Origin of the sequence: Viridibacillus sp. NPDC093762 (genome assembly GCF_050279675.1) — a bacterium.
GTDB lineage: Bacteria > Bacillota > Bacilli > Bacillales_A > Planococcaceae > Viridibacillus.
The window spans coordinates 64848-85957 of the sequence record NZ_JBNNUK010000006.1 but is presented as its reverse complement, the minus strand read 5'-3'; the positions used below and the strand labels follow the sequence as shown (position 1 = coordinate 85957).

General features: G+C 36.2%; 23 protein-coding genes. 18 read left to right on the top strand and 5 right to left on the bottom strand.

Features of this window, described 5'->3' with window-relative positions; translation table 11 throughout:
* Positions 1-293 precede the first annotated feature (293 nt).
* The 6 genes from ACQKM9_RS09945 (at position 294) to ACQKM9_RS09920 (ending at position 5594) form a co-directional block, all read left to right on the top strand.
* Positions 294-1505: an ABC transporter substrate-binding protein gene (locus ACQKM9_RS09945; protein WP_427734210.1), complete on the top strand. Its 1212-nt coding sequence runs from the start codon at positions 294-296 to the stop codon at positions 1503-1505.
* Between the two features lie 85 nt (positions 1506-1590).
* Positions 1591-2466: a branched-chain amino acid ABC transporter permease gene (locus ACQKM9_RS09940; protein ID WP_427734209.1), complete on the top strand. Its 876-nt coding sequence runs from the start codon at positions 1591-1593 to the stop codon at positions 2464-2466.
* A gap of 13 nt (positions 2467-2479) precedes the next feature.
* The gene (locus ACQKM9_RS09935; protein ID WP_427734208.1) at positions 2480-3430 is read left to right on the top strand and encodes a branched-chain amino acid ABC transporter permease; all 951 of its coding nucleotides are present in this window, start codon (positions 2480-2482) and stop codon (positions 3428-3430) included.
* Complete coding sequence (locus ACQKM9_RS09930) at positions 3420-4199, top strand: ABC transporter ATP-binding protein (protein ID WP_427734207.1); 780 nt, start codon at positions 3420-3422, stop codon at positions 4197-4199. Before ACQKM9_RS09935 ends, ACQKM9_RS09930 begins: the two co-directional genes overlap by 11 nt.
* A gap of 1 nt (position 4200) precedes the next feature.
* Entirely contained in the window at positions 4201-4908 is a 708-nt protein-coding gene (locus tag ACQKM9_RS09925) for an ABC transporter ATP-binding protein (protein WP_053418495.1), read from the top strand.
* A 203-nt stretch (positions 4909-5111) separates the two neighbouring features.
* Positions 5112-5594, top strand: a complete 483-nt coding sequence (locus ACQKM9_RS09920) for a hypothetical protein (RefSeq protein WP_427734206.1) — start codon at positions 5112-5114, stop codon at positions 5592-5594.
* A 144-nt stretch (positions 5595-5738) separates the two neighbouring features.
* On the opposite strand, the gene ACQKM9_RS09915 is transcribed toward ACQKM9_RS09920, so the two are convergent.
* Both ACQKM9_RS09915 and rluF read right to left on the bottom strand, forming a co-directional pair.
* On the bottom strand, positions 5739-6458 hold the full coding sequence (locus ACQKM9_RS09915) for a DUF6904 family protein (protein ID WP_427734205.1): 720 nt from the start codon (positions 6456-6458) through the stop codon (positions 5739-5741).
* 37 nt (positions 6459-6495) lie between these two features.
* Positions 6496-7200, bottom strand: coding sequence for a 23S rRNA pseudouridine(2604) synthase RluF (rluF, locus tag ACQKM9_RS09910; protein WP_053418498.1), 705 nt, complete (start codon positions 7198-7200; stop codon positions 6496-6498).
* A gap of 214 nt (positions 7201-7414) precedes the next feature.
* On the opposite strand from rluF, the gene adh reads away from it, so the two are divergent.
* Both adh and ACQKM9_RS09900 read left to right on the top strand, forming a co-directional pair.
* On the top strand, positions 7415-8935 hold the full coding sequence (adh, locus tag ACQKM9_RS09905) for an aldehyde dehydrogenase (protein WP_427734204.1): 1521 nt from the start codon (positions 7415-7417) through the stop codon (positions 8933-8935).
* 18 nt (positions 8936-8953) lie between these two features.
* Complete coding sequence (locus ACQKM9_RS09900; RefSeq protein ID WP_340711664.1) at positions 8954-9316, top strand: DUF779 domain-containing protein; 363 nt, start codon at positions 8954-8956, stop codon at positions 9314-9316.
* Between the two features lie 48 nt (positions 9317-9364).
* On the opposite strand, the gene ACQKM9_RS09895 is transcribed toward ACQKM9_RS09900, so the two are convergent.
* A complete protein-coding gene (locus ACQKM9_RS09895) occupies positions 9365-10189 on the bottom strand; it encodes an aminoglycoside N(3)-acetyltransferase (protein ID WP_427734203.1) in 825 nt (274 codons plus the stop codon).
* Positions 10190-10281: 92 nt separating this feature from the next.
* On the opposite strand from ACQKM9_RS09895, the gene ACQKM9_RS09890 reads away from it, so the two are divergent.
* The 3 genes from ACQKM9_RS09890 (at position 10282) to ACQKM9_RS09880 (ending at position 13482) form a co-directional block, all read left to right on the top strand.
* Positions 10282-11265: a DUF4003 family protein gene (locus tag ACQKM9_RS09890; protein WP_427734202.1), complete on the top strand. Its 984-nt coding sequence runs from the start codon at positions 10282-10284 to the stop codon at positions 11263-11265.
* Positions 11266-11340: 75 nt separating this feature from the next.
* Complete coding sequence (locus tag ACQKM9_RS09885; RefSeq protein WP_427734201.1) at positions 11341-12768, top strand: aldehyde dehydrogenase family protein; 1428 nt, start codon at positions 11341-11343, stop codon at positions 12766-12768.
* 237 nt (positions 12769-13005) lie between these two features.
* Entirely contained in the window at positions 13006-13482 is a 477-nt protein-coding gene (locus ACQKM9_RS09880; protein WP_427734200.1) for an acyl-CoA thioesterase, read from the top strand.
* A gap of 49 nt (positions 13483-13531) precedes the next feature.
* Here the strand turns inward: ACQKM9_RS09880 and ACQKM9_RS09875 are convergent, their stop codons facing one another.
* Positions 13532-14143, bottom strand: a complete 612-nt coding sequence (locus tag ACQKM9_RS09875; protein WP_427734199.1) for a histidine phosphatase family protein — start codon at positions 14141-14143, stop codon at positions 13532-13534.
* A 106-nt stretch (positions 14144-14249) separates the two neighbouring features.
* On the opposite strand from ACQKM9_RS09875, the gene ACQKM9_RS09870 reads away from it, so the two are divergent.
* The 6 genes from ACQKM9_RS09870 to ACQKM9_RS09845 all read left to right on the top strand — a co-directional run bounded on the left by ACQKM9_RS09870 (position 14250) and on the right by ACQKM9_RS09845 (position 19086).
* Complete coding sequence (locus ACQKM9_RS09870; RefSeq protein WP_427734198.1) at positions 14250-15197, top strand: hypothetical protein; 948 nt, start codon at positions 14250-14252, stop codon at positions 15195-15197.
* A gap of 145 nt (positions 15198-15342) precedes the next feature.
* Positions 15343-16122: a hypothetical protein gene (locus tag ACQKM9_RS09865; RefSeq protein ID WP_427734197.1), complete on the top strand. Its 780-nt coding sequence runs from the start codon at positions 15343-15345 to the stop codon at positions 16120-16122.
* Positions 16119-16484: a GntR family transcriptional regulator gene (locus ACQKM9_RS09860; protein WP_427734196.1), complete on the top strand. Its 366-nt coding sequence runs from the start codon at positions 16119-16121 to the stop codon at positions 16482-16484. Before ACQKM9_RS09865 ends, ACQKM9_RS09860 begins: the two co-directional genes overlap by 4 nt.
* 2 nt (positions 16485-16486) lie before the next feature.
* Complete coding sequence (locus tag ACQKM9_RS09855) at positions 16487-17197, top strand: ABC transporter ATP-binding protein (RefSeq protein ID WP_427734195.1); 711 nt, start codon at positions 16487-16489, stop codon at positions 17195-17197.
* Positions 17187-18110 (top strand): ABC transporter ATP-binding protein, encoded by a 924-nt coding sequence (locus ACQKM9_RS09850; RefSeq protein WP_427734194.1) that lies wholly within the window; start codon positions 17187-17189, stop codon positions 18108-18110. Before ACQKM9_RS09855 ends, ACQKM9_RS09850 begins: the two co-directional genes overlap by 11 nt.
* Positions 18088-19086, top strand: a complete 999-nt coding sequence (locus ACQKM9_RS09845; protein ID WP_427734193.1) for an ABC transporter permease subunit — start codon at positions 18088-18090, stop codon at positions 19084-19086. The genes ACQKM9_RS09850 and ACQKM9_RS09845 overlap by 23 nt, the downstream gene beginning before the upstream one ends.
* 169 nt (positions 19087-19255) lie before the next feature.
* On the opposite strand, the gene ACQKM9_RS09840 is transcribed toward ACQKM9_RS09845, so the two are convergent.
* Positions 19256-20551 carry a protoglobin domain-containing protein gene (locus ACQKM9_RS09840; RefSeq protein WP_427734192.1) on the bottom strand — a complete coding sequence of 432 codons (1296 nt, stop codon included), beginning with the start codon at positions 20549-20551 and terminating at the stop codon, positions 19256-19258.
* A gap of 337 nt (positions 20552-20888) precedes the next feature.
* Here ACQKM9_RS09840 and ACQKM9_RS09835 point away from each other — a divergent pair, with 337 nt between their 5' ends.
* Entirely contained in the window at positions 20889-21092 is a 204-nt protein-coding gene (locus ACQKM9_RS09835; protein WP_427734191.1) for a hypothetical protein, read from the top strand.
* The last annotated feature ends 18 nt before the right edge of the window (positions 21093-21110 follow it).

The following is a 21110-nucleotide window of genomic DNA, read 5'->3' as shown; positions in this document are numbered from 1 at the left end:
CGAGGTTTCTTTATTAATTTGAAATGACATAAATATACTATTTGAAAAGGAAAATGGTAAATAAATAGTATGAATTAATAATATCAACATAATATATAAGAGTATTTTTAGAAAATTGATAAATGATATAGACGTAAATGGAGAGTGTTTTAATATATTGAATGTACTTCTATATATGTAAAAAACGGATGTTATATTAAAAATTATTTTACTGTATTGCTTATAGTAATCTAATTGTTTATAATTATCAGAAATATCTAAAAATATAGTATTATACTTAAAGGGGGATTCATATGATATCAAAAAACAAACTAAAAAGATTTGCTTCAGTATTCCTAGCTTCTTCATTGATCATAGGTGCTTTAGCAGCCTGTGGTGCAAAAGATGATGCAACTAGCGGCGGTAGTAGTAGCGGTGGGAAAGACAGTGACGGAATTAAAATCGGTATGAACTTAGAGCTATCAGGTGGTGTAGCGTCTTACGGTTCAGGTGTTGCAGCAGGGGCAGAATTAGCAATTGCTGAGATTAACGATGCAGGCGGTATTGATGGTAAACAAATTATACCCGTTAAAATTGATAACAAATCAGATGCAGCTGAAGCAACGTCAGCTGCAATTAAATTAGCAACTCAAGAAAAGGTAGTGGCACAAATTGGTTCTGCAACATCGGGTAATACAGTAGCGGCAGTGCAAATTGCAAATAAAAATAAAATGCCGATTATTGGACCATCTGCTACATCTACGACTGTAACAGTAAACGAAGACGGATCTGTCAATGATTATGCGTTCCGTACGTGCTTCATTGACCCATTCCAAGGGAAAATTGCAGCAAATTTTGCAACAAAAACTCTAAATCTTAAGAATGTAGCAATTTATGCTGATAGTTCTAGTGACTATGCAAAAGGCTTAGCTAAATCTTTTAAAGAAACAGTAGAAGCTAATGGTGGTAAGGTAGTTGCTGAAGAAGCATATATCGCAAAAGATACAGATTTCAAATCTATTTTGACTCGTTTAAAAGCTAAAAAACCAGAATTCATTTATATTCCTGGTTACTATGAAGAAGTTGGTTTGATTGTAAAACAAGCTCGTGAAGCAGGTATTGATGTACCTCTTATGGGTGGTGATGGTTGGGATTCACCAAAAATGGTTGAGTTAGCTGGTAAAGAATCATTAAATAACACATTCTTTACTAACCATTATTCTTCTGAAGATCCAGATGAAAAGATCCAAAAATTCGTATCAGCATTTAAAGCAGCAAATAAAGATAAAGCACCAGATGCGTTTAACGCTCTTGGTTATGACACTGTTTATTGGTTAAAAGATGCTATAGAACGTGCAGGGTCGACAGATGGTGAAGCAGTTCAAAAAGCTTTAGCAGCTACAAAAGATCTGCCATTAGTAACAGGTACATTCTCAGTTGATGAAAATCATCATCCAGTAAAAACAGCAACGGTTCTTGAATTTAAAGACGGTAAACAAGTGTTCAACTCTAAAGTTAATCCTTAATGATTTTCTTACAGAAAGGGGAGGCACTGACCTCCCTTTTCGCGTTTTAACTTACCCAATGCGGGTTTAAAAGGAGTGAGATTTTATGGAATGGGTGCAACAACTAGTAAACGGTATTTCACTCGGTAGTATTTATGCACTTATCGCATTAGGTTATACGATGGTTTACGGTATTATCAAGCTAATTAACTTTGCACACGGTGATGTATTTATGATAGGTGCATTTATCGGGTTTTATGCAATATCAGGATGGGGCTTAGGTTTCTTTCCAGCATTGCTTTTAGCGATGGTAGTCTGTGCGATTTTTGGGGTACTCATTGAGCGTATTGCGTATAAAAGGCTTCGGAATGCTACGAGAATAGCTGCGTTAATCACAGCAATCGGTGTGTCATTATTAATCGAATACAGTGTAATTTATTTCCGCGGAGCTCAACCAGAGGCGTATCCAGATGTCTTATCAAAAAGTACATTCAATTTTTTGGGCGCACAGATTAGTGCTCAGTCAATTATGATATTGTCAGTCTCATTAAGCTTAATGATTATTTTACAATTTATTGTACATAAAACGAAAATTGGTAAGGCGATGCGTGCAGTATCACATGATGTAGAGGCAGCTCGTTTAATGGGCATCAATGTAGATAATACAATCTCTGCGACCTTCGCTATTGGATCAGCTTTAGCTGGAGCAGCAGGTGTAATTTTCGGTGTATATTATACAAAAATTGACCCATTAATGGGAGTTATTCCAGGGATTAAAGCTTTCGTAGCAGCAGTGCTTGGGGGAATTGGTATTATCCCAGGTGCAATGGCTGGTGGTATGGTACTAGGTGTTGTAGAGTCAATTGTTAGTGCTCTAGGTTTCTCTTTATGGCGAGATGCCGCAGCATTTGTCATTTTAATCTTAATTTTAATCTTTAGACCGTCGGGTATCTTTGGTAAAAACACCCGTGAGAAAGTGTAGGTGAGTGGTACTTATGAAAAAGTCTAAAGTATTTTGGCTATATGCAATCATTGCCCTTATTGTTTACGCCATTGTTCAATTCATGATTACTAGTAATCAATTGGATATGTATTACTCAAATTTATTGATCACGATTGCCATTAATATCATTTTGGCTGTAAGTTTGCATCTGGTCATAGGGATTACGGGACAATTCTCGATTGGTCATGCGGGATTCTTAGCAGTAGGTGCTTACATTTCGGCAATTTGTACAATGCATTTTGACCTACCATTCCCAGTTGCATTATTTATTGGGGCAGTTGTAGCAGCACTTGCAGGATTAGTTGTTGGTATTCCATCTTTACGATTGAAAGGTGACTATTTAGCAATTGCTACGCTGGGTTTTGCTGAAATCATTCGTATAATTTTCCTGAATACGGATTATGTTGGTGGCGCAGCAGGTATGCAGATTACACAAATGACTACTTGGACTTATGCATTCTTTGGTGTTTTCATTACTGTCATTATTATTGCAAACTTTACTAAGTCTAGGCATGGTCGCGCATGTATAGCTGTTCGTGAAGACGAGATTGCAGCAGATGCTATGGGGATTAACACAACCTATTATAAAGTTGTTGCCTTTGCGTTAGGTTCATTCTTTGCTGGGCTTGCAGGTGGTTTGTTCTCACATAACTTCTATATCATTCAACCTTCGCAATTCGGCTTTTTAAAATCTTTTGATATTTTAATTTACGTTGTATTAGGTGGTTTAGGGAGTTTGTCAGGTGCAATTATTGCAGCGATACTTTTGACAGTTGTCTCAATGTATCTAACAGAATTCCCAGAAACGCGTATGATTATTTATAGTTTAGTGTTAATTATCGTAATGCTTTATCGTCCATCAGGTTTGATGGGTACAAAAGAGATTACAGACTATTTTAAATTGGGTAAGCGTTCTAAAGGAGGTAATCTAGATGACCAATAACCTTCTTCTGAAAGTAGAAAATGTCGGTATTCAATTTGGTGGATTAAAGGCAGTGCAAGGGTTGAATCTAGAGTTATTTCAAGGCGAATTAATTGGTTTAATTGGACCGAATGGTGCCGGTAAAACGACGAGCTTCAATATGCTAACAGGTGTGTATAAACCGACTGAAGGTGAAATCTTGTTTGATGGTAAGCGAACAAATAATATGTCACCGCACCAAGTAACAAAAAGTGGTGTCAGTCGTACATTCCAAAATATTCGTCTCTTTAAAGAATTATCTGTATTAGATAATGTTAAAGTAGCAAATCATTCGTTAGCGAAGCACTCCATATTCAGTTCAGTATTTCGTTTACCTAGCTTTTTTTCTGGAGAAGCCAAAATGGAAGAAGTATCGATTGAATTCTTGAAAATATTTGGTCTAGATAAATATAGAGACGAATTAGCTAAAAACTTACCATATGGAATGCAGCGTCGACTTGAAATTGCACGTGCATTAGCTGCAGGTCCAAAACTACTGCTTCTTGATGAACCTGCAGCAGGTATGAATCCACAAGAAACGAAGGACCTTATGGAATTAATAGCATTAATCCGAAAGAAATTCGATTTGACTATTTTACTAATTGAGCATGATATGGGATTGGTAATGGGCATTTGTGAACGAATTTATGTATTGGATCATGGTCTATTAATAGCGGATGGAACCCCCGAAGAAATTCGTAACAATCCAAAGGTTATTGAAGCTTACCTTGGTGAGGAGGTTACAGAATAATATGCTTAAAGTAAATGACATCAATGTATTTTATGGTAATATTCAAGCATTAAAAGGCGTCTCCTTGGAGGTAAATGAAGGTGAGATAGTAACATTAATTGGTGCCAATGGAGCAGGTAAAAGTACGCTATTAAAAACATTATCGGGTTTATTAAAACCTAAGCAGGGAACAATTGAGTATTTAGGTTCCTCTATTGCAGGGAAGCAAGCACAATCTATTGTTAAAGCGGGTATTTCACATGTGCCTGAGGGGCGTCGTGTATTTGCAAATATGACAGTTGAAGAAAATTTGGAGTTAGGTGCCTATTTACGTAAAGATAAAGATGGTATAGCAAAGGACTTACAACGAGTTTTTGAGCTATTCCCTCGTTTGCTAGAACGTCGTAAACAGCAGTCAGGTACTTTATCTGGCGGTGAGCAACAAATGCTCGCAATGGGTCGTGCAATTATGGCAAAACCAAAGTTATTATTGCTTGATGAGCCATCTATGGGTCTTGCGCCTCTTATGGTAAAAACGATTTTTAGTATTGTAAAGGAAATAAATAAAGAAGGTACTACAATATTACTTGTGGAACAAAATGCACATATGGCATTATCTGTTGCGGATCGCGCTTATGTTATTGAGACTGGGAGAGTAGTTTTATCCGGAACAGCAAAAGAACTGAAGGAAACTGAACAAGTTAAAGCAGCTTATCTAGGTGGGTTGTAAAAGATATGTCTCAACTTTAATTTATAAAAAAATAGAAACACCTTCGGAGCGAGTATGTAAATAATACATACAACTAATCGAAGGTGTTTTATGTAATGCAAAAAAATAAATAAATTAATAGGGTCTTATAGCGGGGAGTATATCTTAGTAAAATCTATAAATCATAATGTGGTAAATAGCTATTAAGTCTGGAGTGAATACTAATGATTAATATAACCATATTGGATAATGACGAATCATTTATAGATATCCACGATGGAGAAGTGCACTGGTCGAATCTATTTGAGTTTAATGCTATTCTCACGTTTGCTTATGGTGATAATGGTAAGTGTGAATTTGAAACGATGCACCATTTTATGTTAATAGAAAGTATGTGCCAAGGAATTCTAAATTTACTATTGCAACAGAAGCAATCCAGCTATTCTGATTTCGGGAAGACTTCTGATAATAAATTAGCTTTCAAAATCAAAAATCATGATGTAAATATTACTGTTCATCCCTCGAAGGGTGAAAATACTTTAGCTAAAACAACTCCAAAAGTTTTAGCTTTAGATTTTTTAAGAGTATTAAAAAATCTAAAAAAACTTTATTTATCCTATAGAATGGATGATTTGTGTGATACTGAGTTGAAAGCGCTCGATCATTATTTTCATTCCATCTCCAAAGCATTAAATAAAATAAGCTAATGAATAAGGCTACTATTGAATTTAGTAGCCATACGTACTTTCTGAACAAGCTAAGTGTCCAGCGCCTTGTTTATTGGGGACTGGAGAATGAATCATAACGATAATATATATTGTCTGAGCATTTTGTGCCTTTCATATGTTGAATTACCATTTAATTTCTCTAGGGTATTTTAATGGGAGCTTCATTTTATGAATAGGGCTTTTGGTAATGCGGGCTGTTTCTAGTAATTGTTTTTTCAATGCGAGGTATTCAGTGTCTTCAAATGCAATTTTATAAGCAAAAGTTAATAACTTTGATTGCCGTTCTTCTGGTGTCATCTCGATGAACTTCAGGTTTAAGAGATCTATATATTGAACAGCATATTCTGCTATAGATGTTTGATGGACTTGAAGCATATTAATGAAAAGTTTGAAATCACTGGGGTTCATTGAATCTTTCAGACAATTAATTACATTGGCTTGGAATTTCCGAATGGTAGCCATATGTAAATTCCACTCATGAGCATTGTTATGTTCTCGCTGTAATCGGTATAATTCACTTAGAGCGATTATTGTGAAAAGTAACTCAGGCCACAATACTTCAACTGATAGATATACATTTTGTTCGGGAACAATGACATTCTGTGACTTTATAATGTCTTTGTGCATTCCATTTTTGACGAATTCGATATTATGCTTACCTTTAGCAGCAAGTCGTATATCGTAGCAGACACCTAAAACCCTAATGCAAACGCCTTCATAGGAGGATTGTAGATCGTCAAGAGTCGTGATGTGGTGCAAAGCATGGACAAGCTCTTCGAAGTCCCAAAAGTCGCCACTAATGCAGGCACCAGTCAAATTTTTTGTACTCTTGATTGAAATCATTGTCTAGCCCTCCCAAATATCTATCATTTTCATTTAATTAATTTTTAGGTTTATAATTCAGTAAACGGAATAGCTCTGAGCTTTCTTTATCAGTTAGGTCACGCCATTCACCGACACGTAGGCCATCGAGTTCGATATTCATAATACGAATACGTTGTAGGCTTGTTACGGCATAGCCTAAAGAGGAACACATTCTACGAATTTGGCGGTTCAAACCTTGTGTTAAAATGATTTTAAATGTGTTGCTAGATAATTTTTCAACTTTACAAGGTAACGTAGTAGTATCTAAAATATCTACGCCTTCAGCCATTCTCTTTAAGAAGTGAGTAGTGATAGGTTGATCAACTTTAACAATATATTCTTTTTCATGTTTGTTTTCAGAACGTAATATCTCATTTACAATATCGCCATCATTTGTTAATAATATAAGTCCTTCTGAATCTTTATCTAAGCGACCTATATGGAAAATTCGTAGTGGGTGATTGACGAAGTCTACGATATTTCCTTTAATATGCTTTTCTGTTGTACTTGTTATACCAACTGGTTTGTTTAATTTAATGTATACAAATTGATTTTGTTTACCTACTGGTTTACCGTCTACACACACTTTATCCCCGTCTTCTACTTGGCTCCCTAAAGTTGCTGGTTCACCATTAATTGTTACTTTACCGTCTGCTATCCATTTGTCAGCTCCGCGTCTTGAAACTATTCCTGCTTCGCTTAAATACTTATTTATACGCATAATCTTCCACCTTTTTTTGAGTAATATAATTATACATGATAGCATAAATTCTTTTCAGAAAAATTGAGCTCTTTAAGTTGTAATTTATTCTAAAATAAGGGAATATAGTAAATGTAGACAACCACTTGAACGATAGAATATATTTTTTAAAAATGTAAATGTAAGCGTATTCTATGTGAGCGGTTTTAAATTATTGCAAAAGGGGAGATAAATAATGATTTATGCTAATCCTAATTCTGAAGGTGCTTTAGTCAACTTTAAAGAGCAATATGAAAACTTTATTGGAGGCGAATGGGTAGCACCAGTAAATGGTCAATATTTTGAGAACGTATCACCAGTAACAGGGCAAGTGTTTACAAAAGTAGCACGCTCAACTTCTGAAGATATTGAACTTGCATTAGACGCGGCACATGCAGCAAAAGATAGTTGGGGGACTACTTCTGTTACTGAACGTGCGCGGATCTTAAATAAAATCGCTGATCGTATAGAAGAAAACCTTGAACTTTTAGCGGTAGCTGAGAGTTGGGATAATGGTAAAGCTGTACGTGAAACATTAAATGCTGATTTACCATTGGCAATCGATCACTTCAGATATTTCGCTGGTGCTATCCGAGCTCAAGAAGGTTCAATTAGTCAAATTGATAATGATACAGTAGCATATCATTTCCATGAGCCAATCGGCGTTGTTGGACAAATTATCCCTTGGAATTTCCCTATATTAATGGGTGTTTGGAAAATGGCTCCAGCCTTAGCGGCAGGAAACTGTATCGTTTTAAAACCAGCTGAGCAAACACCAACATCAATCCTTGTATTATTAGAATTAATCCAAGATCTATTACCAGCAGGTGTATTAAACGTTGTTAATGGATTTGGTCTAGAAGCAGGTAAACCACTTGCTACAAGTACAAGAATTGGTAAAATTGCTTTTACTGGTGAAACGACTACTGGTCGTTTAATTATGCAATATGCAACGCAAAATTTAATTCCTGTTACTCTTGAGCTTGGTGGTAAATCACCAAATATCTTCTTTGAAGATGTAATGGATCAAGATGATGCATTTTTAGATAAAGCGGTTGAAGGTTTTGTTATGTTTGCCCTAAACCAAGGTGAAGTATGTACATGTCCTTCACGTGCTTTAATTCAAGAATCTATTTATGATAGATTCATAGAAAAAGCATTAAAACGCGTTGCTGAGATTAAGATTGGTAATCCTCTTGATACCGATGTCATGATGGGTGCTCAAGCTTCTCATGAACAACTTGAGAAAATCCTTTCATACATTGATATTGGTAAACAAGAAGGTGCAGAGTGCTTAATCGGTGGTGGACAAAACGAACTTGATGGTGAACTTGCAACTGGTTATTACGTAAAACCAACTGTCTTCAAAGGAAATAACAAAATGCGCATTTTCCAAGAAGAAATTTTTGGACCTGTGCTTTCAGTGACAACTTTCAAAGACAAAGCAGAGGCGCTTGAAATTGCAAATGATACTCTATACGGATTAGGTGCAGGTGTTTGGTCCCGTGATATGAATACAGCTTACCGCATGGGTCGTGAAATCCAAGCAGGTCGTGTTTGGACAAACACATATCACCAATACCCAGCACATGCTGCATTTGGTGGTTATAAGTTATCTGGTATTGGCCGCGAAAATCACAAAATGATGCTGGATCATTACCAACAAACTAAAAACTTACTAGTAAGTTACGCTGAAGGCGCACAAGGGTTCTTCTAAGAAAGGTGTGTTCAGAGCATGGTAGTACGTGTTATTGCAACAGATGAGGCGTTAGCGTTAATCGACTTGCTTAAAAGTAAACATGGACCTATTATGTTTCACCAATCAGGTGGATGTTGTGATGGTTCTTCACCGATGTGCTATGCAGAAGGGGATTTAATCCTAGGGGATGTTGATGTACTTCTTGGTTCAATAGGAGAAGTTCCTTTCTATATGCACGAAAGCCAATATGATTATTGGAAGCATACTCAGCTTATTATTGATGTTGTGAATGGGCGTGGAGGCATGTTTTCCCTTGAAGGTGTTGAAGGTAAACGTTTTTTAACACGTTCGCGTGCCTTTACTGAAGAAGAATATATAGAAGTGAAAAAGCTTTTATAAAAGAAAAGGGTCTCTAGCGTTAAGTAGCTAGAGACCCTTTTGCGTTCCTTATTCTTCAAGAGTTTTTGTATGATCATTTAGCCAGATTGTACCGTATTCGATAAGTGGTTTCATTGCAATAACTTTTGTGATGGCTTGCCCTAACGTCCCATAATGTACATGTTCAGAATGCGCCTTTTCAAATGAGTTACCAATCTCAAGGAAGCGGTCTGAATCTACATTTAACATATCAAAGGTAATCCATTGGCGCTTACCCTCGATTAACATAGCCGCCCCTTGACGAGATGTATTTTGTACATTTGCAAGGTACTCTGATAAATGAAGTGCTGTACAAGAATCATAATCAACACCAATTAATAATACCTTCATATCGTGTTGAAGCATTTTGCCAAGAGGTGATGCAAGTCCAAATGAGCTTTCAATTGGATGCGAACTCATCCATTCTTTTGCATTTAGTCCCCATGCCATAAAGGAATGTGCTGGATGCATGCTACGAACCGTTGAGGGGTGTCTTAGAAAGCATTCTGCTATTTTCCCCATACCACGCAAGGAAGATAAATGCGGATCATATGCTGGCATTGAATCACGAATTGCTTGATGCCAAGGCTCTGGTACAGGTGGTAGGGCCCAATATGATGGTTCAGAATTGGTAGCGGATTGGGAGGGCATAACGATTGTACCTTTATCAGTTATGATTGCCATTAAAGCCTCAATTACGGCCTGTTCAGCACCTGCAATCCATCCCATTTTGCTAAGGGAAGAGTGAACAATTATAGAATCACCGGCACCTATGCTAAGTTCTTGGAGTTGTACTTTTAATGTGTCTTTTGATTGAAAGATATTCGTTTGTTGTATGATATCAAATTCTGTCATGCTACTCACCTCATTCGTAAATTATTTACATTATAACAAAATGAAACCAGTCATTAACTAATACGTATTATTTAAAAAAGGAGATGGATAATATGGAATTGATGCAAGTGAAGCGGGATATACAAGATACATATGGAAGATTGAAAAATGCAGTGAGCTGGGGTGTAGATAAACGCATTTTAATCTCTATAGCTAGCTATTATGTTATAACTGGGCGTACTTTTGATGCAAAACGATATATAGAAATATCAGATGAAATTAAAGCACAAACAAAATTATTATCACCTCTAAGATCCCATATTCATCATAGTATGGTTGCTTTCTTAGATAGCACAGATGAGATGCCAGGTACAGCAGTTGGGCAATTAATAGCACGTGAAGAGACCCTAAAGCAAGCAGGATTTAAGCGGTCGATGTATTCCTATTTAGCAGCTCTTTTTATCAACGGTGATGTTATACCCGAAGAGAAACAAGTAATGAAAGGGAAAGAGCTTTATGATGCAATTCGAAAGCATCATCCGTTTCTTACGTCACATGAGGATATTCCATTTGCTGTGCTACTAAGTAAACAAGAAGGGGATATACAAGAACGCGCTACGACAATGAATGATTATTTTAAAGATTTAAAGGGGAATGGTTTTTATAGTAGTGATGAATTACAATGGACGTCACAAATTATGACCATTACAAACGCTAGCTATAACCGCCAAATTGTAGAAAATGTGTTGTATGTACGTGATTATTTTAAAAAAACGGGTATTAAAGTAAAGAAATCGCATTATATGGTAATCGGTTTGTTGGGAGCTATTGGTGCGAAAGATGAACTCCTACAGCAAATTGTTGATGTCTATTATGAACTTGAACAAATGAAGCTCTTTAAATGGGGTTATAAAGAGATGATTTTACCTATTGCGGTTCAGCTTGAAACAAAGCATTTAATCGAAACACAAACTGGAACGACAATGACAGTACTCGCATCCATAGAATCCATTTTACAGGCCCAGCAAGCTGCAATGATTTCAACCGCTGTAATTGTCAGTGCATCTACTGCAGCAAATAGCAATGGTGGTAATTAAACGCCCACCTGCACCGGTCTAAAAAAATAGTGATAATATGGAAGGGGTAGTGATCTACATATAGGAGGACTTAAAATGGAAGAGAAGAAACTTTGGATAGATGGTAAATGGCAAGATACAGTAGAAAGCTATGAACTACAATCTCCTTATAGTGGTGAAGTAATTGCTAAAGTGGCAAAGGCAACATCAGCAGATGTAAAGCGAGCTATAGAAGGAGCACATAATGCCTTTCAATCTTTTAAAAAAACAACGGCATACGAAAGAGCAGAAATTTTATATCGTGTTGTTGAAATTATACGTAGACGTCGTGAGGAATTAGCAGAAATTTTAACATTAGAGGCGGGAAAACCAATTACAGCTAGCTTAGGTGAGGTGGATCGTACTATTGCAACGTATCAATTTGCAGCAGAGGAAGCAAAACAACTACATGGTGTGACAGTACCGATGGACGCAGCACCTGGGGTAACTAATCGAATCGGTTGGACGAAGCGAGTACCACTTGGTGTGGTCGCTGCTATTACACCATTTAACTTTCCATTTAATTTGGTGGCACATAAATTAGGTCCAGCTTTTGCTGTAGGAAATGCGGTTGTCTTAAAGCCAGCATCTCAAACGCCATTAAGTAGTATTGTGATGGCAGAGATTTTTAAAGAAGCGGGTTTACCAGACGGTGTGCTTCAAATTGTTACAGGTAGCGGCAGTGAGCTAAGTGAGGAGCTTGTTACAAATTCAGCAGTAAAAAAGGTAACTTTTACAGGCAGTGGAGCTGTTGGATTGAAAATCAAAGAACAGGTCGGCTTACGTAAAATCACACTCGAACTTGGTTCAAATGCGGGGTTAATCATAGAGCCAAGTGCACCGATTGAAAAAATTGTAGGACGCTGTGTAAACGGCGCATTCGGTTTTGCAGGGCAAGTTTGTATTTCATTACAACGCATTTTTGTTCATGAATCGATTTACGATGAATTTACAAAGGCGTTCGTGGTAGAAACAAAAAAATTAAAAGTGGGTGATCCGTTTGATAAATCGACGGATGTTAGCGCAATGATTAATCCGAAAGAAGTAATAAGAATTACAGAGTGGATAGAAGAAGCAAAAACTCAAGGGGCAGTCGTTGCAACTGGCGGAACATTCACTGAACGTACGTTGACACCAACCGTCATGACAAATGTCGAAACAGATATGAAAGTGGTTTGTCAAGAAGTATTTGCACCTATTGTGTCGATTGTTCCATATGAAACATTCGACAAAGCGATCGAGTTATTAAATGCATCTGACCTTGGTTTGAATGCAGGTATTTTCACAAATAAGCTAGACGATGCTATGCGTGCTGCCGATGAATTAGAAGCAGGATCTGTAATTATTAATGATATTCCCACATTCCGTACAGATAATATGCCATATGGTGGCGTGAAAATGAGTGGTTATGGTCGGGAAGGAGTCAAATTTGCAGTTGAAGGAATGACAGAATTGAAATTTATTACGGTAAATACTGTTCTTTAAAATAACATAATGATCCTTTCGAGAATACGAATGGCTTTATCTGGAGAAGCTATGAAATGAAATCTACAAAGGATCATTAGTTTATTAAGAAAGGTTTCCTTAGGATATTTTAAATTAGTAAACGGTCATTAATGATTTTAAATATTATTTTAATCTTAATTGTAGAAAAACAAACGCATTAACTTTAAAATAACATTAGCGTGAGAAAACAAAATGATCTAGGAGCGTGTTTAGAAAATGACAGAAGCAATTCCAATGAAACAGTCTCGTACTATACAATCGAGATTAGTCTTGCCCCCAGATACAAATCATATGAATTCTATTTTTGGTGGGAAAGTTTTAGCTTATATTGACGAAATTGCTGCAATTACATCAATGAAGCATGCAAAAAGTGCTGTTGTTACCGCTTCTATTGATTCAGTTGATTTTGTATCACCAGCTCATGTAGGTGATGTTTTAGAATTAGAAAGTATAGTGACTTCTACTGGCCGATCTTCTATGGAAGTGTATGTACGTGTAATTTCCCGTGATCTATTAACAGGGGAACAAAAATTAACTACGGAATCATTTGTAACAATGGTTGCAGTTGATGAAAATGGTAAACCTATTCCTGTGTCCGGTGTGTTCCCAGAAACAGAAGCGGAAAAACGATTATTCGATACTGGTCCTGCACGTCGTGAGCATCGTAAAGCAAAGCGTTTAATGCCACACTGATAATAAACCGTCCTTCATGCATGAAATCATGTATAGAAGGACGGTTTTTTTATTCAAAATGTGAAGTGTCACCAATTATTTGAAAAGTTGTTTGTCCATCACTATCTATTTCTACAACGGTTAAGCTCGTACCGTGAATAAAAGGGGGATCCCAAAGAGAATTTAATGGATTCCCTTTAAAATAATTAATAAGTAATTTTTTCACCACACTATGTGTAACGATTAAGACATCTCCTTCTGGGTCTGCTTCAATTATACGATTTAAAACTGAAAGAACTCGCTTTTCAACATCGTGGAAACTTTCCCCGGATGTGGGTTTGAACTGCTCAGGCTGCTCATAATAAGCAACGTATTGTTCAGGGAATGTGGATTCAATATGACTTAAAGTCATCCCTTGCCATTCTCCTGCATTAATCTCTCGTAAATCTTCGTCTAAAATGGTTGTCACTTGGCGTCCCTTTAAAAGAATTTCTGCAGTTTTTACAGTGCGTCCGCTTGGGCTAATATAGGCTGTTGAAAATGGGATATTCTTTAATTTATGAGCTAATTTCTCCGCATCTTGATGTCCTTTTTCTGTTAAAGGAGAGTCAGACCAACCCTGCATCCTCTTTGCTACATTCCACACTGTTTGTCCATGTCTAGTTATATATAAAGTAACCAAAAAATTCACCCTCTCCCGATTATTCTTTTAGTTTATCAAAATAAATGAAACCATTTCATTAACTATTTCGTATGTTAATAAAAGGTAAAAATGGGAGGTTAGATAAATGTTGCAACAAATAGATGGTCGACAAGCAGAATTAAAGCTTGAAATGGATAAGAGAGATAAAGTTTTGCGTCGTCAAATTGCGCTTCAAGAACAGCTTGAAGAGATAGGTAGACGTTCAGAAAGATATTATAGAAAGTTACAGAAAGAGACAAAGGATGTCGATAAACTAGATCGATTTTCGTTTTTAAATATGTTTAGAACTTGGACAGGCAAGCAGGATGAAATCCGTTTAAAGGAATTGTCGGAAATGGCAGCAGCCGAAGCGAAGTGGCGTGAGGCTGAGAAGATGAAAGGGATTTTACAAGTTGATTTAGCAGAGATACAGACAGAACTTAATAATCCTAGATGGCAAAATATTGACGATAGATGGTATGCGATTATTAAGGAAAAGGAAGATTTTATTTTCAAAAATAATTTACCTGAGTGTCGTCTATTGGGAGACTTGTATGAAGAAAGAACGTTACTAACGACCTTAAGTTGGGAAATTAAAGAAGCAATGAAAGCTGGGGACGTGGCAAAGAGATCACTACAGTTTGCACTAAAACGATTAGATAATGCTGAAGGCTACTCTACATGGGATACGTTTTTAGGAGGTGGTTTTATTGCGACTGCTTTAAAACACGGTGAATTAGATGATACCGAAAATGCTATACATAAAGCGCAGGTCGCACTTCAAAATTTTCAAACGGAATTATTAGACGTGAGGGAAATTCAAGTTGGAAATTTACAAGTCGAAAGAGGTTCATTTATAACATTTGCGGATTATATGTTTGATGATATCTTCTCTGAATGGTCATTGCATTCACGTATTAAATCATCACAAAAGCATGTAGAACAAACATTGAATCAAGTAATTGCTACTTGTGATGAACTTTGTAAACGTTTTGAAATGACAGAAGAGAAAGAAACGCAAATTCAAAAAAAAATTGATGCTATTTTAAGTTGAAGTAAACTTAGTCATAGCAAGGTATGGAGCGTTTAAATGAAAAAAATTTTGACAAAGAGTTAGCTAATTAAAATATATCACTTGCGTTTTCCCTTTTTTTAGGTGTACCATGTAACTAGTACACTAGAACATGTGAGGGATACTTATGGAAAAATGGAAAGGCCTATTTCAAAGAGAGTGGTTATTATATCGTTCTTGGATATGGGGAGTTATATTGGCCACTGTGGTAACAATTTTTCTGATACCAGTAGGACTAATGAAGATGTTCGACTTGGATGGGATGTACGTGGAAATCGCACTTGTGTTGACTGGTATATGGTTTCTCTTACAGAGTTTTATCGTATTGATCCAATTCTGTATAAGTTTAAATCAAGATGCTAAAAGAATAGATGTGTGGTTACATACACCTGCTACGACGGGGCAAATCTTAAGCTCTAAAATTGCTTTTGGTATCCTTTTTGAAATTGTTGTGTTTACTGTGTTGGGTGTATTGGGTATTACTTTGCTAGTCACTAGCCATATAGCTGAATTAGGAGAGTTAATTTTACTTGGGGTTCAACTTCTTCTTCTACTCGTGTCAAACTCATTGTTTATGTTTGTTGTCGTGTTATTGTTATGGATTTTCCATATGAAAATGAGATATTACACAGGGAAATTTACTGGGTTTATTACCATGGTTGTTGGAATTGTGGCCTCTTTACTTTGGTCAAAAATGTTAGAGCTAGCATGGATGAAAAAGTGGCTTAATACGATTGAAATCAAATCGACTGTAGTTGAGAAAGTGGTACCAAAGATTACTAATATCCAAGGCACACTAGAAATTCAAAATCTTTATTTAGGTACTGTCCTATTTTATGCCATTGTAACAATTCTCTTCTACGTTATAGCGTTAAAGTGGTTCGACCGAGGAGTTGAACAACGATGAGTGTTGATTTCTTGAAGGATAAACCAATTTATCAACAGCTTGTAGATCGTATATGCGGTGATATTATTCGTGGAAGCTTAAAATCGGGAGATCGCCTTCCATCAGTTCGGGAATATGCTGTTGAAGCCGGGGTTAATGCGAATACAATGCAGCGTGTATACAAGGAGTTGGAGCAAATGGATATTACGGAAACGAAGCGTGGTCAAGGTACATTCGTAACTGAAAACCGTGAGCGACTAGCTGAACTACGCGAAGAGATGAAGCTGGGATTAGTTGAAAGCTTTATTCATAACATGGAGTCATTAGGTTTTACTCAAAGAGAAATGATAGAGATACTGCAATCCAAGGAACGGGGTGAGTAAGTATGATTGCAGTTGATAATATTTCAAAAAAATATGGCAAAAAAACTGTATTATCCGATGTTTCTTTTACCATTCCAAAAGGGAAAATTATTGGGTTAGCTGGAGAAAATGGTAGTGGTAAATCTACACTGCTAAAAATTATTGCTGGTTTATTACATCCTACGAGTGGAAGAGTACAGCTAGATGGTAGAAGGGTAAACCGAGGAAGTGCGGAGCACATCGCTTACTTACCTGACTTGGATTTATTTTATCCATACTTTACGGGAGAAGAACTTTTCCGTTATTACGACACGCAATTTGTAGACTTCCATTATGACAAAGCTTGTATTGTGGCGCAATTTTTGAATATTCCATTAGATGTAAAACTAAAGAATATGTCTAAGGGTAGTCGTGGTCGTGTGAAAATGGCAGCTACACTAGGGCGAGATGCGTCTTATTATTTAATGGATGAACCATTCTCTGGTTTTGACCCACTTGTACGCGAGAATTTGATTAAAGGGCTTATTCAATTTACAGATCCAGAAACACAAACAATATTCCTTTCGACTCATGAAATTAGAGAAGTTGAGCCTTTGTTAGATAGTATTATCGTTCTTCAAAAAGGACAAATAGTGGCTCAGGAAGAAATTGAAAACATCCGCGAAGAATACAACCAAGATACCATTACATGGTTGAAAAATTTATTGAAGGAAGGTGACAAAGTTGGACAATAAACCAATTGTTGAACTGAAGAATTTATCGAAAACAATTAAAGGTAAGAAGATTATCCATGATTTAAATTTAGCTTTGTATCCCGGTCAAATTACGGGATTTTTAGGGCCAAATGGAGCGGGGAAAACGACAACAATTCGTATGATGGTAGGTCTTATGAAGCCAACAAGCGGTGAGGTTTTCATCGATGGCCAGTCGGTACAAAGTCATTTTGAGGAAGCGATTAGCAAAGTAGGTGTAATCGTAGAAAACCCTGAGATGTATAAATACTTATCGGGCTATAAAAACCTTGAACATTTTGCACGTATGAATAAAAACGTAACAAAAGAGCGAATTGATGAAGTTATTCGTCAAGTAGGTTTAGAAAAGCGTATTCGTGAAAAAGTATCGACGTACTCGTTAGGGATGCGTCAACGTTTAGGTTTAGCACAGGCTTTGCTAAATAAACCGAAGTTTTTAATATTAGATGAACCTACGAATGGCTTGGATCCAGCAGGTATTCGAGAATTCCGTAACTATTTACGTAAAATTGCGGAGGAGGAAGGCGTCGCTGTTTTCGTATCAAGTCACTTACTCTCTGAAATAGAATTAATGTGTGACAGAATTGCAGTTATTCAAAATGGTAAGCTGATTGATATGCGTGAAATGAAAAATGACGAGCAGTCACATTACTATATCGAAACAGAACAAAATGCTAATATCACGACAGTCTTTGCTGATGCAGGTATTGTTTTTGAACAGCATGAAAAAGGATGGCTCGTACAGGCTGAGAAAACACAAATTCCAGCAATTGTGCAGTCACTTGTTGCTAGTGATATTAATATTTATGCAGTGAATCCTTATCATCAAACATTAGAAGATCAATTCTTAGAAATGACAGGAGGTGGCCAAATTGCTGAAACTAATTCAAAATGAGTGGATGAAGTTGTGGCGTAAAAAAGCCACTTGGATTATGTTAATTATGCTCATCGTACTAGTAATTGGTATGGCTGGGTTAAATAAGTGGATATCAAGTAAATATGGTTCTGCAGATGATTCAACTGGTGGAGCCGTGACTATAGAAAAGGCTGATGGGAAAGATGCACCGAAGCTGAGTTGGCAAGAACAAGAAAAGGCTGCTATTGCTGAGAATGACAAAATGCTAAAAGAAGATGGTCTATCTAAAGATGAAAAAGAAAATCTAATTGAGCAAAAAAGTATATCAGAATATCGCCTGAAGAATGATATTGCACCTGAAAATGAAACGAGTATGGAAAGCTTTGTGTTAGGCTCTCATGGTATATTGTCGTTAGTTACTATGTTTGTTGTTGTTATTGCGGCTGGAATTGTGGCAATTGAGTTTTCAGAAGGTACAATTAAAATGTTATTAACGCGACCAGTAAAGCGTTGGAAAATACTGACGTCTAAGTTTGCTACGGTATTATTATTCGGGATAGCAATGGCAGCAGTCACTTGGATCACCTCTGTAATTATTGGTCTTATACTATTTGATTCAAGTGGTGTAGGTTACTTGAAATGGAATGGCAGTGAAGTAGTAGAACAGTCGATTTGGCTACGCTCATTGTATTTATATTTAATTTCATCAGTTAATATTTTCGTGACTGCAACATTTGCCTTTATGATTGGATCTGTTTTCCGTTCAAATGCTTTAGCAATTGGTATTTCGATGTTCCTATGGTTTATGGGAAGTAATATTGTACTCTTCTTAGGAAAATATGAATTTGTAAAATACCTATTCTTTACGTATACGGATTTAACGCAGTTTGTATATGGTAATGCATTTGTTGAAGGTACAACAATGTCACTTGCACTTGCAGTGTTATCAGTTTACGTAGTCATTTTCATGGCAATTAGTTATATTGTTTTCACCAAACGAGATATTACAGCGTAATATAGTTTAGTTGGGATGGATAAAGGATGTCAGAAATGATGTGCATTATAGCAATCATTTTAGTTGGAGTTTTCTTTATATTTGGTGGCTTTTATGGAATAAAGAGATTTTATCAATAATATAAGACAGGCTGTTCACTATGAATCTCATAGCGAACAGCCTGTTTTTCTTAATTTAATTGGCTCGTAATTTCAATAAGATGGTCAGATGATGCAGATACTTGAGCAGCTCCTTGGCTCAAATCTTCAAGTAAATGAGAAATACTAGTGATGTCTTTTGTTGTATTTTCATTTTTTTCTTTTATACCTGCAACCGCCTCTGCGATTATGTGGAATGATTGAGAAAGGGTATTTTGCATATCAACGCCTTTAGAGATTTGAACATCGACATCCTTAACTGAACCGGACATATTCTCAATGTTATTTTCGGTGTCTTTAATAAGAAGTGATACATTTCGAACAGCACTCTTCGTTTCCTCAGCTAATTTACGTACTTCATCAGCAACAACAGCGAAGCCTTTACCATGTTCACCAGCACGAGCTGCCTCAATCGATGCATTTAATGCAAGCAAATTAGTTTGATCTGCAATGTCTGTTACTAGACGAACAATTTGTGTGATTTCATTAGAAGAAATACGTAGTCTATTCATTGTTTCATCTAATAAAGTGACGCTTGAAGACATCTTGTTCATCAATTTTGTTTGTGCGTCTAATAGCTCTCTGCCACTATCAGATTTTTCTTGAGTAGAAGTTACGAACATTAAACCTTGTTGAGTTGATTGAGCAATGTCATCTGATTGGCTAGCTAAAGATTGTAGTGAAGCAGTTGTTTCTTGGCTAATAGCACTAAGCTCCTGTGCCGTACTTTGAACTGAGATGACAACTTTTTGTTGCTTTTCATCTGAATTCTCCCTAATACGATCTTGTTCATTTTCATATGCCTCAATGACTAGTTGTTGTTCAAGATTTATTAATTTTGAAAATGCACTAATTGCTAAAGTCGATTCCTTTGCACTTAGATCTAGACTATTAACAAAATGAATGAAAGAGGTAGTTAAAGATTGGAATGAATTAATATACCACTTCGATTGTAGGCCTATGCGAACGTGTACTTGTGCGATAATCTTGCGTTGTTCAATGTAATCATCATTAATATTACATTCAAACATTTCAGATAAGTGACGTGTTAATGTTACTTTTAATTTGTTGATTTTAGAATGCTTTTGAATAATACCCACTAAAGTGTCAGATTGGCTAATAGCTTCATAAAATTTCTCAACCATTTCGTTGATGAGATCCTGAGTTAATGGCTGTAGTTGTTTTAAAATAGCTAAATCTTGCTTAGTTAGATCTAATAATTGAAATTGTTTTTGTATATCATGATGTCTAGTCACGTTTAAAGTAACTCGATTCATATAGTGCTCTGTTTGAAAATAGGGTTCTTTTTCTTTTCTTGTTCTTCTCATTGTCCAAATTGACACGTCAATTTCTCCATTCTACTATAAGCGAAGTTTAGTTTATGATGATTCTATTCTACCATTTATAACATATCTATAGACATAACATAGATTTCTTTTTATTAAGAAATTAGTAATAATTTCTTAATAAATAGGGGATTTTGAAGTTGATATTGAAGGTATAAAGTAATGCATTGAAGATTTGATGGAACTGCGTATTAAAAAGGTCGCTTAAAATTAATAAAGAGAAGTGAACAATCGATGTCACATATTATTTCACTGTGTTCTTATAGGGTGTCCATGCTACAATAAAAGAAATGTCTTGAAGAAAAGGATGTATTGGTCAATGGATCGTAAGCGAGGAATGAAATTTGCGTTACCAATTATGGCAGTAGTAGTGGTATCGGCATTGATGTTATTGAATGAGGATTATACAGACGTTCCTTTGGACTCACGTATAATGATTGCTGTAGGTGCAGCGTTATTTTCAGGTGCCATTTCATTTGTATTATTTGGTTTAAAAGATGCTAAAGATGATGAAATAAAGTAAAACGCAGACTCTCCTCAA